This window comes from Collinsella aerofaciens, from assembly GCF_027679495.1.
Taxonomy (GTDB): domain Bacteria; phylum Actinomycetota; class Coriobacteriia; order Coriobacteriales; family Coriobacteriaceae; genus Collinsella; species Collinsella aerofaciens_AK.
Genome location: NZ_JAQEKC010000014.1, coordinates 32054 through 47339, shown reverse-complemented (window position 1 = coordinate 47339; position 15286 = coordinate 32054). Strand labels below are relative to the sequence as shown.

The 15286-nt window shown below is 61.0% G+C and carries 15 protein-coding genes and 2 tRNA genes; 14 read left to right on the top strand and 3 right to left on the bottom strand.

Annotated features, from left to right (window positions below; all coding sequences use genetic code 11):
• Nucleotides 1-107 precede the first annotated feature (107 nt).
• From PGW49_RS06605 to PGW49_RS06560, 10 genes are all read left to right on the top strand, one after another.
• Entirely contained in the window at nt 108-1271 is a 1164-nt protein-coding gene (locus tag PGW49_RS06605; RefSeq protein ID WP_270225983.1) for a double-cubane-cluster-containing anaerobic reductase, read from the top strand.
• A gap of 154 nt (nt 1272-1425) precedes the next feature.
• The gene (locus tag PGW49_RS06600; RefSeq protein ID WP_270225982.1) at nt 1426-2190 is read left to right on the top strand and encodes an acyl-CoA dehydratase activase; all 765 of its coding nucleotides are present in this window, start codon (nt 1426-1428) and stop codon (nt 2188-2190) included.
• Nucleotides 2191-2273: 83 nt separating this feature from the next.
• The gene (gene selD / locus PGW49_RS06595) at nt 2274-3323 is read left to right on the top strand and encodes a selenide, water dikinase SelD (protein WP_270225981.1); all 1050 of its coding nucleotides are present in this window, start codon (nt 2274-2276) and stop codon (nt 3321-3323) included.
• A gap of 60 nt (nt 3324-3383) precedes the next feature.
• Nucleotides 3384-4010 (top strand): sulfurtransferase-like selenium metabolism protein YedF, encoded by a 627-nt coding sequence (gene yedF, locus PGW49_RS06590; protein ID WP_195239641.1) that lies wholly within the window; start codon nt 3384-3386, stop codon nt 4008-4010.
• Nucleotides 4011-4028: 18 nt separating this feature from the next.
• Nucleotides 4029-4280 carry a putative Se/S carrier protein gene (locus tag PGW49_RS06585; RefSeq protein WP_195239643.1) on the top strand — a complete coding sequence of 84 codons (252 nt, stop codon included), beginning with the start codon at nt 4029-4031 and terminating at the stop codon, nt 4278-4280.
• Nucleotides 4277-5416 carry an aminotransferase class V-fold PLP-dependent enzyme gene (locus tag PGW49_RS06580; RefSeq protein WP_270225980.1) on the top strand — a complete coding sequence of 380 codons (1140 nt, stop codon included), beginning with the start codon at nt 4277-4279 and terminating at the stop codon, nt 5414-5416. The genes PGW49_RS06585 and PGW49_RS06580 overlap by 4 nt, the downstream gene beginning before the upstream one ends.
• A gap of 67 nt (nt 5417-5483) precedes the next feature.
• Nucleotides 5484-6842, top strand: coding sequence for a branched-chain amino acid transport system II carrier protein (gene brnQ / locus PGW49_RS06575; RefSeq protein WP_138112248.1), 1359 nt, complete (start codon nt 5484-5486; stop codon nt 6840-6842).
• Nucleotides 6843-6933: 91 nt separating this feature from the next.
• A tRNA-Pro gene (locus tag PGW49_RS06570) sits at nt 6934-7010 on the top strand.
• Nucleotides 7011-7016: 6 nt separating this feature from the next.
• Nucleotides 7017-7090, top strand: a tRNA-Gly gene (locus PGW49_RS06565).
• A 332-nt stretch (nt 7091-7422) separates the two neighbouring features.
• Complete coding sequence (locus tag PGW49_RS06560) at nt 7423-8424, top strand: hypothetical protein (RefSeq protein ID WP_138374447.1); 1002 nt, start codon at nt 7423-7425, stop codon at nt 8422-8424.
• A 110-nt stretch (nt 8425-8534) separates the two neighbouring features.
• Here the strand turns inward: PGW49_RS06560 and PGW49_RS06555 are convergent, their stop codons facing one another.
• From PGW49_RS06555 to PGW49_RS06545, 3 genes are read right to left on the bottom strand one after another with little or no spacing between them, the layout of a single operon-like run.
• The gene (locus tag PGW49_RS06555; protein ID WP_270225978.1) at nt 8535-8684 is read right to left on the bottom strand and encodes a hypothetical protein; all 150 of its coding nucleotides are present in this window, start codon (nt 8682-8684) and stop codon (nt 8535-8537) included.
• Nucleotides 8685-8696: 12 nt separating this feature from the next.
• A complete protein-coding gene (locus tag PGW49_RS06550) occupies nt 8697-9011 on the bottom strand; it encodes a PIN domain-containing protein (RefSeq protein ID WP_270225977.1) in 315 nt (104 codons plus the stop codon).
• Nucleotides 9004-9327, bottom strand: coding sequence for a type II toxin-antitoxin system RelB/DinJ family antitoxin (locus tag PGW49_RS06545; RefSeq protein ID WP_158554596.1), 324 nt, complete (start codon nt 9325-9327; stop codon nt 9004-9006). Before PGW49_RS06545 ends, PGW49_RS06550 begins: the two co-directional genes overlap by 8 nt.
• A 428-nt stretch (nt 9328-9755) precedes the next feature.
• Between PGW49_RS06545 and PGW49_RS06540 the strand changes: the two genes are divergently transcribed.
• The 4 genes from PGW49_RS06540 to hyfB all read left to right on the top strand — a co-directional run bounded on the left by PGW49_RS06540 (nt 9756) and on the right by hyfB (nt 15280).
• Nucleotides 9756-10274 (top strand): 4Fe-4S dicluster domain-containing protein, encoded by a 519-nt coding sequence (locus PGW49_RS06540; protein WP_022095206.1) that lies wholly within the window; start codon nt 9756-9758, stop codon nt 10272-10274.
• Nucleotides 10275-10350: 76 nt separating this feature from the next.
• Nucleotides 10351-12573, top strand: coding sequence for a formate dehydrogenase subunit alpha (gene fdhF / locus PGW49_RS06535; RefSeq protein ID WP_082421866.1), 2223 nt, complete (start codon nt 10351-10353; stop codon nt 12571-12573).
• Between the two features lie 78 nt (nt 12574-12651).
• Complete coding sequence (locus PGW49_RS06530; RefSeq protein WP_022095203.1) at nt 12652-13269, top strand: 4Fe-4S dicluster domain-containing protein; 618 nt, start codon at nt 12652-12654, stop codon at nt 13267-13269.
• Entirely contained in the window at nt 13262-15280 is a 2019-nt protein-coding gene (gene hyfB, locus PGW49_RS06525; RefSeq protein WP_195919484.1) for a hydrogenase 4 subunit B, read from the top strand. The genes PGW49_RS06530 and hyfB overlap by 8 nt, the downstream gene beginning before the upstream one ends.
• Nucleotides 15281-15286 lie beyond the last annotated feature (6 nt).

Below are 15286 nucleotides of genomic sequence, written 5' to 3'. Positions count from 1 at the left end.
AACCATCGTTTGCGTACCAAAGTACGCGGCGCTTCTCTTTCACGGCAACCTCGGGCACCTGGGAAAGCCGTTTCCTTGGTTGGTCAAAAGGTTTGTTAAGGAGTTATATGTCGGAAAATATGGAGCAGCCGTTGCCATCCACGTTTGAGGAGTTCAACGAGCAGCGCAAGGCGGCGTTTATTCGTGTCAAGGATTACAAGCAGGCGGGCAATCGTCTGGTCGGCTTTTTGTGCAGCTATACGCCGCTCGAGATTATCGATGCCGCGGGGGCTGCGAGCGTGGCGCTGTGCGGCACGTCCGACGAGGTGATTCCCGAGGCCGAGAAGGTGCTGCCGGCAAACCTGTGCCCGCTCATCAAGTCTACGTACGGCTTTGCCTACTCGCAAAAGTGCCCGTTTACGTACTTTAGCGACATGATCATCGGTGAGACCACCTGCGACGGCAAGAAGAAGATGTACAAGCTACTCAACGAGCTCAAGCGCACGCACATTCTGCATCTTCCGCAAGGTCGCGATCGCGCCTACGAGCGTGAGGGCTGGTACGAGGAGTGCCGCCTGCTCAAGGAGGAGCTCGAGGGCTTCTACGGCATCACGATTACCGACGATGACCTGCGCGCTGCCGTCCGTCGTCGCAACCGCTTGCGTGCGGCCCAGCTCGACATGTTTGCGCTGCAGGCGAACCAGCCGGCGGCCATGAGCGGCGTCGACCTGATGAGCACCATGTTTGCCGGTACGTTTAGCTTTGATATCGAGGCCTATACGCAGCAGCTTGAGCAAAAGGTTGCCAAGCTGCGTGAGGCTTACGACGCGGGCGAGCGCCCGGTCGCGGCGGATGCCAAGCGCATTCTGATCACCGGCTGCCCAGTGGGTGGCGTAATCAACAAGATCGGTCGCACCATCGAGTCCAACGGCGGTGTGGTCGTGTGCATGGACGACTGCTCGGGTGAGCGCACGGCGGCCATGATGATCGACCCGGAGGCTCCCGATATCCTGCGCGCCATCGCCGACCGTTACCTGGACATCAACTGCTCGGTCATGACGCCTAACGAAGGCCGCATGGGAAACACGCTGGCTATGCGCGAGAAGTACCATGTCGATGGCGTGGTAGAGAGCGTGCTGCAGGCCTGCCACACCTTCAACGTTGAGAGCGCGCGCATGCAGGAGGCTGTCGAGGGTGCGGGCATTCCGTACATGAAGATTGAGACCGATTACAGCAATGGCGACATGGGTCAGATCGAGACTCGCATCGCTGCCTTCATCGAAACCCTCTAGCTTCCTCAGGCACCGGATCTTGCCCCTCAAACCGTCGCTTGCGTACCAAAGTACGCTGCGCTCCTCTTTCGGGGCAACCTCCGGCACCTGAGAAACCAAGAGTTAAGGCGCCTGAACGCGCCGCTACCTTTGATGTTTAGATTGGGAGAGAGCCATGATAGGGATCGGGATCGATATCGGGTCTACGGCGGCTAAGGCTGCTGTGGTCGACGGGGAGGGTTCGGTGGCGTGGACGTGCGTGCAGCCAACCGGGTTTTCCTCGGTCGATGCTTCCGAGCGGCTGCGCGAGGCACTGGCAGCGGCTGGCTATGACGTGACGGGCGACGATGTTCGCGTGGTCGCGACTGGCTACGGTCGTGTCGCCGTGTCCTATGCGCACAAGGTCGTGACCGAGATTACCTGCCACGGCACCGGTGCCGTGCGCCTGTTCGGCGATCACGGCACGGTGATCGACGTGGGCGGTCAGGACACTAAGGTCATTCAGCTTAAAAGTGGCCGCGTGGCCAAGTTTGCCATGAACGACAAGTGCGCCGCCGGCACGGGGCGCTTTTTGGAGATCATGGCCGACCGCCTAGGCATTTCCCAGCAGCAGATGGCCGACCTTGCGCGTTCCGGTGAGCCCACCAAGATATCCAGCATGTGCACGGTCTTTGCCGAAAGCGAGGTCATCAGCCTGATCGGTCGTGGCGAGCCGCGCGAGAACATTGCGCGCGGCGTGATCGAGAGTGTCGTGTCGCGCGTGGCCACTATGGCCGGGCAGGCAGCGGGCGCCCCGTACTATCTGACCGGTGGCCTGTGCGAGAACGCCTATGTGGTGGAGCGTCTGGGCGAACTTTTGGGCGCACCCGTGACCACCTCGCCCCAGGCTCGCTTTGCCGGAGCGATCGGCGCGGCCATTCGAGTCCAGGCGCTCATGTAAGGGGCGGTGTCATTCGCCGTCCGCTCTCGGCGCCGCCATGCGTATACTGGGAGGAACTGATTGACCTATGAGAGGAGGAATCGATGGCTGACGATGTTATTAAGCTCACGCAGATGACCGCTGCCTCTGGTTGAGCTGCTAAGTTGGCTCCTGGAGCCCTCGCCCAGGTCCTGGGCGACTTGCCCAATGTGCATAACGACAACCTGCTCGTGGGGTTCGATACCTCCGACGATGCGAGCGTCTTTCGCGTAGGGGAGAACCTGGGGCTCGTGCAGTCCATCGACTTCTTTCCGCCGATGGTCGACGACCCGTTTCTGTTTGGCCAGATTGCCGCAGCCAACTCGCTGTCGGACATCTACGCCATGGGCGGGCGGCCGAGCCATGCCATGAACCTGCTCTGCATACCCAGTTGTCTGGGCGTTGAAGTTGCCGGTCAGATTCTGGCGGGCGGCGCCGACAAGTGCGTCGAGGCGGGTTGCTCCATCGCGGGCGGCCACACCATCAACGACGACGAGCCCAAGTACGGGCTGTCCGTGAGCGGTTTTGTCGCGCTCGACCGCATGCTCGCCAACAGCGGCGCACGCGCAGGCGATGTTCTGCTGCTGACCAAGGCGATCGGCTCGGGCATCATCACCACGGCCATTAAGGGCGAGCTCATCGAGCAGGACGAGGCCGCAGCCATGTTTGACTCGATGCGCACCCTCAACGAGGCGCCGATTCGTCTGGCCGAGGGGCTTGAGCTTCACGGCTGCACCGACATTACGGGCTTTGGCCTGATCGGGCACGCGTGCGAGATGGCCGAGGGCTCGGGCGTGCAGGTTGAGCTTGCGTCGGGGGCGGTGCCGCTCTTTGACCAGGTGCTCGACATGGCGCGTCTGGGCATTATCCCCGCGGGCTCCTACCGCAACCAGGACTTCTTTGGCCCGCGCGTGACGGCTGACGATGACCTGGAGCCGGGCATGCTCGACGCGCTGTACGATCCGCAGACGTCTGGCGGCCTGCTTATCGCGGCACCTGCTGCCGATGTGGATGAGCTTGCGCGCCGCCTACATGCCGAAGGACGTATCGCCGCCGTCGTCGGTCGCGTGTGCGAGCCGGTGCCAGGCGGTCCTGCCGTCCACGTTGTGCATTAAGGAAAACCGTTTATGCGACCGCCTACTGTTCTGGGCGGTCCCTTTTGAAAGGATGTAACTATGTCTACCAGAATTGAAGTCAATGCCATGGGCGATGCCTGCCCGCTGCCCGTCGTCAAGACGCTCAAAGCCCTGAAGCAGCTCGATGGCGAGGGCGCCGTCGTGACCTCGGTCGATAACGAGACCGCCGTCAAGAACATCTCCAAGATGGCGCAGGAGAAGGGCTGCACGGCCTCGGTCGAGAAGGTTTCTGACGCCGAGTGGCACGTGACCGTCGCGACCGCCGGTGCCGTGGCCGTTGCGGACCCCGAGCAGGACGGTGCCGTTTTCTGCGACGCCAGCGCCGGCAAGGGCAAGCTCGTCATTTCCGTCTACACCGACTGCATGGGCCGCGGCGACGACGAACTGGGCCACAAGCTCATGAAGGCGTTTATCTTTGCCGTGACGCAGCAGGAGGAGCTGCCCGCGACCATGTTGTTCTACAACGGCGGCGCCAAGCTCACCGTCGAGGGCTCGCCGGTGCTCGACGACCTGAAGGGACTGGCCGAGCAGGGCGTCGAGATTCTCACCTGCGGTACCTGCCTCGATCACTATGGCATTAAAGACCAGCTTGCGGTGGGCGAGGTCACCAACATGTACGTGATCGTGGAGAAGATGGAGCAGGCCGTGCGCGTCGTGCGCCCGTAGCGTTTGGGCGGGATTGCCATGAGAGAAAAGCGCCCGGCGCTTGTCATCACGTTTCCTACCACGGCGGCCGCCATGGGGTGCGAGACCCTATGCGTCGAGCGCGGCCTTCCCGGGCGCACGATTCCCGTGCCCGGGGAGGTCGCTGCCGGCTGCGGCTTGGCGTGGAAGGCGCTGCCTTCGGATGAGGACCTGCTGCGCGGCGAGCTTGCCGCGGCGGGCGTCCCCACCGAGGGCTTTACGGTAATCGACATGTGGGAGGTCGTGCGATGATCTACCTGGATAACGCGGCGACGACCATGCATAAGCCGCAGACGGTGATCGATGCCGTGACGCAGGCGATGTGTTCGCTCGGTAATGCCGGGCGCGGGGCCACGTCGGGTGCCCTCGATGCCGCTCGTACGATTCATGCTTGCCGTGCCAAGCTTGCGCGCTTGCTGGGCTGCCCGAGGGCGGACCATGTTTGTTTTACGCCCAACTCCACCGCGGCGCTCAACACCGTCATCAATGGCGTGGTGCGTCCCGGCGATCGTGTGGTCACGACGGTGCTCGAGCATAACTCCGTGCTGCGTCCGCTCAACCGCCTGACGGCAGAGCGGGGCGTGACCGTTGAGCGTGCGGGCTGCGACGCGAACGGCGTGCTCGACTACGACGAGCTCGAGCAGCTGGTCACGCCGGGCACGCGTGCCGTGGTGGTAACGCATGCCTCCAACGTGACCGGCAGCGCCGTTGATGTTGCGCGTGTGGCGGCTGTGGCTCATGCGGCCGGCGCACTTGTGATTGTCGACGCCTCGCAGTCTGCCGGCGCGATGCATATCGATATGCAGGCCATGGGGCTCGACATTGTGTGCTTTACCGGCCATAAGGGGCTCATGGGACCTCAAGGCACCGGCGGCCTGGCCGTGGCGGAGGGCATTGACGTGGCTCCGTGGGCCATGGGCGGCACGGGCGTGCACAGCTTCGATGCGCTGCAGCCGCTTGAGTGGCCCACGCGCCTTGAGGCGGGCACGCTCAACGGTCATGGCATCGCGGGACTTTCCGCTGGTCTCGACTTTATCGAGGCCCAGGGTGGGGTCGAGGCGATTGCTGCCCACGAGCGTGCGCTCGCTGATCGCTTCCTTGCCGGTGTGCGCAAGATTCCGGGGATTAAGCTCTACGGTGCCTTTGACCAGCAGGCGCGCTCTGCGATTGTGTCGCTCAACGTAGCCGATATCGACTCTGCCGAGATTTCGGACGCGCTCATGCAAGGGTGGGGGATTGCGACGCGCCCCGGTGCCCATTGCGCTCCGCTCATGCACCGCGCGCTGGGGACCGAGCGCCAGGGCGTCGTCCGCTTCTCGTTTGGGTATTTCAACACGGACGAGGAAGTCGACACCGCGATTGACGCTTTGCGCGATTTAGCCTGCTAGAGCGTATATACTTGCGGGACGGGTCTTTTGCCCGTCCCGTTTTTGTTTCGACCCGAAAGGTGTGCATATGGCCTCATCCGCTCCGCGCGGTTTGCGCTCCGACCATGTCGTTACCGTCGGCATTGCGCTGTTCTCGATGCTCTTTGGCGCCGGCAACCTCATTATTCCGCCGCTGCTGGCGCTGCAGGCTGGTTCTGCCACGCCGGTCGCCATGCTCGGCTTTCTGATTGCCGCCATCGGCCTGCCCGTCATGGGTTTTATCGCCGTGGCACTTGCCGGAACGGCGCGCGAGCTTGCCGGCCGCGTGCATCCTAAGTTTGGCGAATTCTTCGTTGCGGCGGTCTACCTGGCCATCGGCCCGTGCCTGGCTATTCCGCGCACAAGCTCCACGGCCTTCGAGATGCTGGTGCCGCTGCTGCCCGAGGGCGTTTCGCTCGGCACGGCACGTCTGGCGTTTGCCATCGGGTTCTTCATCATCGCGTTTGCGCTCACGCTGCGCCCGGGTGTCATTACACGCGTACTCGGTCGCATTACGGGCCCCGCGCTCATTGCGCTCATCGTACTGGTCGTGGGTGCTGCCGTGATCTCGCCACTGGGACCGGCTGCCGCGCCTCAGGCTCCCTACGATGCAGGCGCCGCCGTGCAGGGCTTTCTGACTGGCTATCAGACCATGGACCTGCTCGCATCGCTCGCCTTTGGCATTATCATCGCCGAGACCATTCACGAACTGGGCGTTACCGATGACAAGCGCGTGGCCTTCGAGATTTCGCGTTCCGGTGTGATCGCCGGCGTGCTCATGGCCATTATCTATTGCGGCTTGGCCCTTGCCGGTATGCAGCTCGGCACCGTGATGCCCGACGCCACCAACGGCGCTGCAATCCTTGCTCGCTCGGCCTCCATGCACTTTGGCCTTGCCGGCACGGTCGTGGTCTTCGCCATCTTCTTCCTCGCCTGCATGAACGTGTGCATTGGCCTCATTAGTTGCTGCGCGCGCTATTTCTGTGAGACGTACGTGGTTGAAGGGGGAGCGGAGGCCTCCGAGGAGGCCATGCGCCGCCCCTTCGCGATCCTCGCCTTTGTGTTCGCGGCGTTTTCGTGCCTGCTCTCCAACGTGGGCCTCGACGTGATCCTCATGTTCTCGGTGCCTATGCTCAACGCCTTGTATCCCGTTGCCATCGTACTGGTACTGATGGGCCTGGTGCACGGCTTTTGCGACGCTCATCCGCAGGTGTGGGTGTGGGTCGGCGGCGTGGTTGCTGTGCAGAGTGTGATCACCTCGGTCCGCGATGCGTTCTTTGCGGGCGCGTGGCTACCGTTTGATGTTCTTCCGCTGGCGGATATCGGTGCCGCGTGGGCGCCGGTTGCCGTGGCGGCGTTTGTGATCGGTCTGCTCCACAGCAAGTTTGTCGCACATTCGAGGAGCTAGGGTTTCTGCGCTTGCACAGGCGGGGAGTCTCCCCTATAATTTCCTTCGCTTTGGGACACGCAAGGTTTAGACCTTAGCTGCTCAACACCTTCGGGACGTGGCGCAGTTTGGTAGCGCGCCTGCTTTGGGAGCAGGATGTCGCAGGTTCAAATCCTGTCGTCCCGACCATATCTTGCGGGCGTAGTTCAATGGTAGAACCCCAGCCTTCCAAGCTGATGACGCGGGTTCGATTCCCGTCGCCCGCTCCATAAGATAGACGAATGGCTCTGGTCCCTTTGGGAATCAGAGCCATTTTCATATACATGCCGGGACCCCACATCCCCTTCTAAGTTGCGGTGAAATACGGACTATTTTCCGGCTTTTATGGCCCATGTAGTCCGTATTTCACCGCAACTATTTGTAAGGTTGGATTTTGATGCCGTTGGGAGGATCGTAGCGACCGTCTACCGAGAGTGGAAATATTTTTTGAAGCTCTGACCTGCGACGTCAAGCTTTTGGTCAGCTTTTGGCAAGGCCTGCGGACGGAAGCATGCGATAGCGTAATGGTATTCTCTCCGCCGTGATGGTTATGGGGTTGGCCATGCTCGATAAAGGCAAACATTTTCCGCAGTCCTATGCAAGGATGCTATTCTCGGCCGTTGGAATTCATCAAGATGGACAGCTGCTTATAACAATTGATCCTTGGGATGAACGCCGTGCGCGCGAGCTTATGCAGGAAGAGCTCATGCTTCGTCTTTACAACCATGTGTATGCGGATCCGGTCTATTGGAATAATCTTGGGGTTGAAGATCGTATCTTTCAGCTGGCATCCGCTATTGCGGTCGTTGAACCGGATGCTGTGTTTTGCGGAGCGACAGCAGCGTTGCTCTACGGCATCGGCTCGGCGTATACGCTTCTGGATAAAGTGCAAGTGCTGCTGCCACGGTCTACAAGGCGTGATACGTATGAGTTCGTTGAATACAAGCGCTGGCGCCCGGGCGAAGTGTGGCGGCTTGGTCTGTTTACACTGACGGATCCGTGTCGAACGGTTGTTGATATCGCGCGATCGAGCGCCTTTCGCTATGCGCTGGGTTATGTCGATGGCTTGGCCCGTGAGTACGATGTCGAACGCGAAGAGCTGCGAGCATATGCGCAGGCAAATTGTCGAGGGCTGCATGGCATCGCGCGTGCTTTTGACGTTTTTGAGTATATGGACGGCAGGTCAGACAATGGCGGCGAGTCTGAGGCGAGAGCAGCGATGATTCTCGCTGGGGTTGCCGCGCCCGAGCTTCAAGTTGAGATAACGCGACCGGGAAACGCTGGCTATTATCTAGCAGATTATGGCTGGCAGATGCCAGACGGCTCATGGACGCTGGCAGAGCTGCATGGGCTAGGCAAGTTTGAAGACGAGGCTCAAAATGATCCAGAGCGGGCGGCGGCAAAAACGTATCGAGCGGCCCTCATGCGCGACGCGAACCTTCGCGCCATGGGCCACAACGTCATTCATTTCAAACTCTCGGACACCTACGACGTAGAATCGTTCGGTGCCATGATGCGCGGTTACGGCATTCCGACAATAAAACCCTACGCAGACTCCCGATAGCGAAATCGTTCGCGGTCCACCTTCAATAAGTTGCGGTGAAATACGGACTGTTGTGGCCTTTAAAGGCATAAATCAGTCCGTATTTCACCGCAACTCAGGTGGGGATGGGGTTAGTGGCGGGATTGGTGGCGGAGCTTGTCGATGGTGGAGTCGGTGCTGCGGCTGTGGGCTTCGGCGGCGCGGTCGCGAGCACCGGCGGCGGTTTGGCGCTTGTGGCGGTAATCGATCATGCCTTGGATGATGGGCTTGCCAAAGCTCACGACATCATCGTTTTAGATGGCGGTTCGGGCTGCGAGGAGGCAGTCGGTAAAGTCCATATGGGTCTTGCCAAAGAGTTTGACGGCAAGGGCGACAACGGTGGGCTCGTCGACCATGACGTCATCGAGCAGCCTTTTCACGGCCGCGGCAATCTCAACGCGGGGAACCTTATAGACGTCGCGCAGCGTGACCACGACGCGCGTGATGATTTCGGGGTAGACACGAGCGGTACGCGTGGCGACGACCTTGGCGGCGCGCGGTGACAGAACTTCGTCGTCGTCAAGCAGGTAACGTAGTATGACGGTCTCGTCGATGATGGTGCTACTCATGGATATCTACTTCCTCGGGACCCAAAATCGAATCGTCGCTTTCTGTGGCAAGGTACTCAATCCAGGCATTGCGCTCCTCGGAGCGGCGATTGGGGTCCCCATATGCTTTGAGCGATCCATAGGCGGCGGTGCCGTCCTTTGAGCGTACGGCGACCGGCTGAAAGGGAAGCTTGCGCATCAAAATGCTCTGCGCGACAAAAAGACGGACGGCCTCGGCGAGCGATGTGCCCATGGCGTCGTAGAGATGCTCGGCATGCTGCTTGTCTTCCTCGCGTATGCGCACCTGCAGGATGGCTCGTTTTTGAGTTGATGACATCACTGGCCTCCCTTAATGAGCGTGCAATATGAATAGTCAAATACAGCATCAGCTAATAATAGCCAATCTTATAAGCACTACTTTATTGCACTAGAGTAATTGAGTGTGAGCAATATTACAAACGTACTACATCCATCAGAAACGAGCGTGAAATCTCCCTTGGGTGTACGCATGTAATACACTCACCTTTATAGCTTCTAGAGAATAATTCCAACCTGCCAAAACTCCTGCAATACACCCGTATTGCAGGGCCTATGCTCAAGTTTGCCCCCTGCAACTGCGTATATTCAACCTGTATACCGTTGGAGAAATTCTACCGAGTGCCTGTTTCGCCGCATGCATTCGATACGCCGACGCCAGGCCACGGGCGGCTTGGGGCAACGTCGACAGGGTCTCTCCGGCATGGGATTCAGGAGGGAGTGAACAACATGGGCAATAAACGAGTCGTAGCCGATTCCTCGCGCTGCATTGGGTGCCAAACCTGTATGGCGGCGTGCATCGAGGCACACGATATCCCCGGCAACATCGCCGCGCCGCGCCTGCGCGTGACGCGCACCTACGAGATTTCCGCGCCGGTGGCATGTCACCACTGCGAGGACGCTCCGTGCGCGAAGGCTTGTCCTACGGGCGCCTTGTTCTTTGATCCAAAGAACCATCGCATCGGCGTTAACGAGGACAACTGCATCGGCTGCAAGAGCTGCGTCATGGCATGCCCCTTTGGCGCCGTGAGCGTGGCGACCACGCAGGTCCCCGTCTTGATGGGCGACGTGCGCGTGGGTTCGCAGACTAAGAGCTTCGTGCTCAAGTGCGACCTGTGCGTGGACCGTCCCGGCGGTCCGGCGTGTGCCGAGGCGTGCCCGACCAAGGGCCTCACCTTGGTAGACGAGGAACGCTTGGCAGAACTGACCGCCGAGCGTGCCCGCGCCACCATCGAAAACGAGGCGTAAGCGGACGGCCAAACAGGCCCAACGATTGTCAAATACGTACCGAGTATTCGGTAGCAGAGAAAGGAAGGAGGGTGTCATGGAGAAGCATAAAGTGATTTGCCCGTACTGCGGCGCCGGTTGCCAGTTTAACCTCCTGGTCCAAAACGGCCAGGTCGTGGGTACCGAACCGCTCAACGGCATCACCAACCAGAGCGAGCTGTGCCTTAAGGGCATGAGCGGCTACGACTTCATCAACGACACCAAGATCTTGACTCCTCGCGTACTGCACCCGATGATCCGTCGCACTAAGGGTGCGGATCTTGAGCGCGTAAGCTGGGACGAGGCACTGGATTTCACCGCATCTAAGATGCAGGCCATAATTGACGAATATGGTCCTAACGCTGTCATGACCACCGGCTCTTCGCGAGGCGGCGGCAATGAGGCGAACTACGTCATGCAGAAGTTTACGCGTGCGTGCATCGGCACCCACAGCGTGGACAACTGCGCCCGTACTTGACACGGCCCTACTGTCCTCGGTCTGATGGACACGGTTGGTTCAGGTTGCATGTCATGCTCCATCCCCGGTATGGAGGATGCGGGCTGCATTTTCCTCTTCGGCTATAACCCTGCCGATTCGCACCCCATCGTCGCAAGGCGTATCGTGCGAGCCAAAGAAAAGGGTTGCAAGATCATCGTCGCCGACCCGCGCCATATCGAAACCGCGCGTATCGCCGATCTCTACCTTCCGATCAAGAACGGTTGCAACGTCGCGTTCCTCAACGCCTTTGCCAACTGTCTGGTCAACGATGGCCTCTACGACAAGGAATTCGTCGCCGAGCATACGAACGGCTTTGACGAGTGGTGGGAGACCATCAAGAACTACACTCCCGAATCCGTACAGGACATCACGGGTGTCGAGCCCGCGTTGATCCACCAAGCTGCCGAGATGTACGCCACGGCGAAGCCCTCTGCCATCATTGGCTGGGGTATGGGCGTATGCCAGCAGAAGCAGAACCTGAAGACGGTGCACACCATCGCCTCCATCGCCTGCGTTGCCGGCCAGATCGGCAAACCCAATTCCGGTCTCGCGCCCGTGCGTGGCCAGAATAACGTCCAGGGCTCCTGTGATATGGGCATGCTGCCCAACCTGTACCCTGGCTACCAGAAGGTCACCGACCCGGCAGTGCGTGCCAAGTTTGCCAAGGCTTGGGGCGTGCCCGAGGAAAAGCTCCCGCTCGAGGAGGGCTACAAGCTCACCGACCTGGGCCACCTGGTCGACGAGGGCAAGGTGCACTGCTTCTACAACTACGGCGAGGACCCGGTGCAGACCGAGCCCGATTCGGCCGGTATGCGCAAGACGCTCTCCGAGCTGGATCTGTTCATTTGCCAGGACATCTTTATGACGCAGACGACCATGCTCGCCGACGTCATCCTGCCCGCTACCTCTTGGGGCGAGCACGAGGGTGTCTTTACCGCATCCGACCGTAGCTTCCAGCACTTTGACGCGGCCGTTCCGCCCAAGGGCGAGTGCCGTCACGACTGGGAGATCTTCGCGGACCTGTCTACGCGTATGGGTTACCCCATGCACTACGACAACACCGAGCAGATCTGGAACGAGTGCATTAGCCTGTGCCCCAACTTTGTGGGCGCGACTTACGAGAAGATGGCTCCCGAGGGCGGCTACGCCCAGTGGCCGGTCAAGAGCACCGATGTGAACGACCACGGTACGCCTGACATGTTCGCTGGTGGCAAGTTCACCACCAAGGACGGCCGCGCCAACCTGATGGCGCACGACTGGGAGGCGCCCTCCGAGCTTCCCGACGATGAGTACCCGCTCATCCTGTGCACCGTCCGCGAGGTCGGCCACTACAGCTGCCGCTCGATGACCGGCAACTGCAAGACGCTGGCGCTGCTCGCCGACGAGCCCGGCTTTGTCCGCATGAATCCCGCGGACGCCCAGGCGCGCGGCATCAAGAACGGCGACATCGTCTCGATTCACAGCCGCCGCGGCCAGGTATACAGCCGCGCCGACGTGAGCGATCGCATCAACAAGGGCACGGTCTACATGACCTACCAGTGGTGGATCGGCAAGTGCAACGAGCTGACCATTCACAAGGTCGACCCGGTCTCGCACACGCCCGAGGACAAGTTCTCCGCTTGCCAGGTCGACGCTATCGCCGACCAGGTCTGGGCCGAGGGCGAGGTGGAGCGTCAGTACACCGAGCTCAAGCAGGCTCTGGTGGACGCCGCCGCTCCCCAGGACGTTGAGCCCGGCGCCGCCAAGTTCGACGATGAGACGCACGTGAACCAAATCGTGTAGTCCCGTTCTCGTTGGCTTTTTGGGCCGGGCGTCCCGTACGTTCGGGAGCCCGGCCCGTTATTTTGAAAGGAAGTGGGGATGAACCGCTTCATCGACATCAACCCGGAGAGGTGCATCGGTTGCGGAACATGCCAGTCCGCCTGTGCCGACGCCCACCGGATGCAGGGTCTTCAGGATACGCCGCGCCTGGCGCTCGTGAAGACCGGCGGTATTTCGGCCGCCCTTGCCTGCCACCATTGCGAGGGTGCCCCCTGCGCCGAGGTCTGCCCGGTGAATGCCATCGAGCACGATGGCGACCGCATCCACGTCAAGGAGCAGGAGTGCATCGGGTGCAGGCTGTGTGCCATCGCGTGCCCCTTCGGAGCCATCCATCCCGATGGCACGTCTATCGCCGGTGTCGCAGGCATGTGCGACCCGACGCCTTCGTATCCTAAGTCCCTGAGCAGCCTGCTTACGTGGGCTCCCGGCCAGTACACCTGCGCTGTCAAGTGCGACCTGTGCGCCTTCGATCCGGACGGCCCGCATTGTGTGGCGGCGTGCCCCACCAAGGCGCTGACCGTCATGGGCGGCGCGGCCGATCGCGAGCTCGACGAGGCCAAGCGCTTGCGCTCGATCGAAAACGGTCCGGTCGTCGACGTTACCGCTGTGGCCCAGGGCCTGTCCGAGAAAGCAGAAGGGAGCGTAAACAATGGATAGCATGACGCTGTTTATCGCATCGCTTGCCGTCTCGTGCATCGGTGCGCTCGCCTCGGTTCTGCTGATCAAGGCCGATAACGCCGCCAAGACCGCCGGCTGCCTTATCGGCGCCGTCGCCGCGGTGCTTTCGTTTGTGGCCGGTATCCAGGCCGTGCTGGGCGATGTCACGTCGGTCGACACCATCGTGTTCTTCCCGTTTGCTCATTTCCAGCTGCTGCTCAATCAGCTGTCCGGCCTGTTCGTGGCGCTCATCTCGGTGCTCGCGTTTGCCGGTTCGATCTACGGTCTCAACTACTTTGATGAGTACCCGGGCAAAAAGGGCCGCGCCGGCTTCTTCTTTAACACCTTCGTGGCGTCCATGATGCTCGTCATCACCGCCGACAACGTGTTTTGGTTCCTGGTCGCCTTTGAGCTCATGTCGCTGACCTCGTACTTCCTGGTCGTGATCGAGGAGAACGAGAACTCCATCCATGGCGGTTGGCTCTACTTTGTGATCGCGCACGTGGGCTTTGTGCTCATCATGGCGAGCTTCCTCACCATGACCAACTTCGCCGGTGGCTCGTTTGCCTTTGCGGATTTCCGCGCTACGCAGTTTAGCCCCGCGGTCGCATCCGTGTGCTTCGTGCTCGCCTTCTTTGGCTTTGGCGCCAAGGCCGGTATCATCCCGCTGCACGGCTGGCTGCCCAAGGCACATCCCGAGGCGCCGTCCAACGTGTCGGCCCTCATGTCCGGCGGCATGATCAAGATCGGTATCTTCGGCATCCTCAAGGTTGGTCTCGACCTGCTCTCCGCCTCGGGCGTTCAGGTCTGGTGGGGCCTTATGGTCATGGTCTTCGGTGCGATCTCGTCGGTCCTCGGCGTGGCCTTCGCCCTGCAGGAGCATGACATCAAGCGCCTGCTGGCCTATCACTCCGTCGAGAACATCGGCATCATTCTGCTCGGCGTCGGCGCCTCCATGGCCGCCATGGCGCTCAACTCGGTCGGCATCGCCGTCCTGGCTCTGATGGCCGCCCTCTACCACACGTTTAACCACGCGATGTTTAAGGGCGAGCTGTTCTTGGGCGCCGGTGCGCTGCTGTACTCCACGGGTACGCGCAATATGGAGAAGATGGGCGGTCTGTTCCGTCGTATGCCGGCAACGGCCATCTGCTTCCTCGTCGGCGCGCTTGCCATCTCGGCCATCCCGCCCTTCAACGGCTTTGTGTCCGAGTGGTTTACCTATCAGTCGCTGTTTAACGCCGCCATGCAGGGCGACAAGGCCGTCATGATCGTGGCCGTGTTCGCTGCCGTCGCGCTTGCCATTACCGGCGCGCTGGCCGTCACGTGCTTCGTCAAGGCCTATGGCGTCTCCTTTGCCTCCGCGCCCCGCTCCGAGGCCGCGGCCAATGCCAAGGAGGTTCCCGCCCCCATGGTGTTTGCGCAGGGCCTGCTCGCGGCCATCTGCGTCGTGCTGGGCATTGGCGCTCCCGTGATCGCGCCCGTGCTGGTCGATGTCGCCGCGTCCGTGCTGCATCCGTACGGTGGCGTGTTTGCTACCGAGGGCATGCAGCTCATGAACCAGTACTCCGGCGCTGCCACCTCCACGCCCGCGATCGCTATTGCGCTCGTGGTGCTCGTCGGCCTTGCCTGCGGTTATCGCAAGCTCAAGACCGTCGGCAAGGTGCAGAAGTCCCAGCCGTGGGCATGCGGCTATGCTCCCAACGAGCATATGCCCGTCGTGGCCACGACCTTTGCCTCCGAGGTGTCCTGGTTTATGCAGCCGCTCTACACGTTGCGTGACCGCTGCACGGCCGTCTGTTGGTCCATCGCGCACTTCTTCCAGAAGCTCACCGGTGTGGCCGAGGCTGTGGAGCCCGTACCCGACAAGGTTCTCGTCGATGCCCCGCATAAGGGTGTCGAGAAGCTCGCCGACCTCGCGACTAAGCTCGAGGGCGGCAACTACAGCATCTATATCTGCTACATCGTCGCGGCACTCGTGGTGTTCCTCGTGCTCGCCGTGCAAATGGGTTAAGGAGGG

Excerpts from the sequence above, each read along its gene's own strand:
- PGW49_RS06605 (WP_270225983.1), top strand. The coding sequence starts at position 108 with ATGTCGGAAAATATGGAGCAGCCGTTGCCATCCACGTTTGAGGAGTTC.
- PGW49_RS06600 (WP_270225982.1), top strand. The coding sequence starts at position 1,426 with ATGATAGGGATCGGGATCGATATCGGGTCTACGGCGGCTAAGGCTGCT.
- yedF (WP_195239641.1), top strand. The coding sequence starts at position 3,384 with ATGTCTACCAGAATTGAAGTCAATGCCATGGGCGATGCCTGCCCGCTG.
- PGW49_RS06585 (WP_195239643.1), top strand. The coding sequence starts at position 4,029 with ATGAGAGAAAAGCGCCCGGCGCTTGTCATCACGTTTCCTACCACGGCG.
- PGW49_RS06580 (WP_270225980.1), top strand. The coding sequence starts at position 4,277 with ATGATCTACCTGGATAACGCGGCGACGACCATGCATAAGCCGCAGACG.
- brnQ (WP_138112248.1), top strand. The coding sequence starts at position 5,484 with ATGGCCTCATCCGCTCCGCGCGGTTTGCGCTCCGACCATGTCGTTACC.
- PGW49_RS06560 (WP_138374447.1), top strand. The coding sequence starts at position 7,423 with ATGCTCGATAAAGGCAAACATTTTCCGCAGTCCTATGCAAGGATGCTA.
- PGW49_RS06550 (WP_270225977.1), bottom strand. The coding sequence starts at position 9,011 with ATGAGTAGCACCATCATCGACGAGACCGTCATACTACGTTACCTGCTT.
- PGW49_RS06545 (WP_158554596.1), bottom strand. The coding sequence starts at position 9,327 with ATGTCATCAACTCAAAAACGAGCCATCCTGCAGGTGCGCATACGCGAG.
- PGW49_RS06540 (WP_022095206.1), top strand. The coding sequence starts at position 9,756 with ATGGGCAATAAACGAGTCGTAGCCGATTCCTCGCGCTGCATTGGGTGC.
- PGW49_RS06530 (WP_022095203.1), top strand. The coding sequence starts at position 12,652 with ATGAACCGCTTCATCGACATCAACCCGGAGAGGTGCATCGGTTGCGGA.
- hyfB (WP_195919484.1), top strand. The coding sequence starts at position 13,262 with ATGGATAGCATGACGCTGTTTATCGCATCGCTTGCCGTCTCGTGCATC.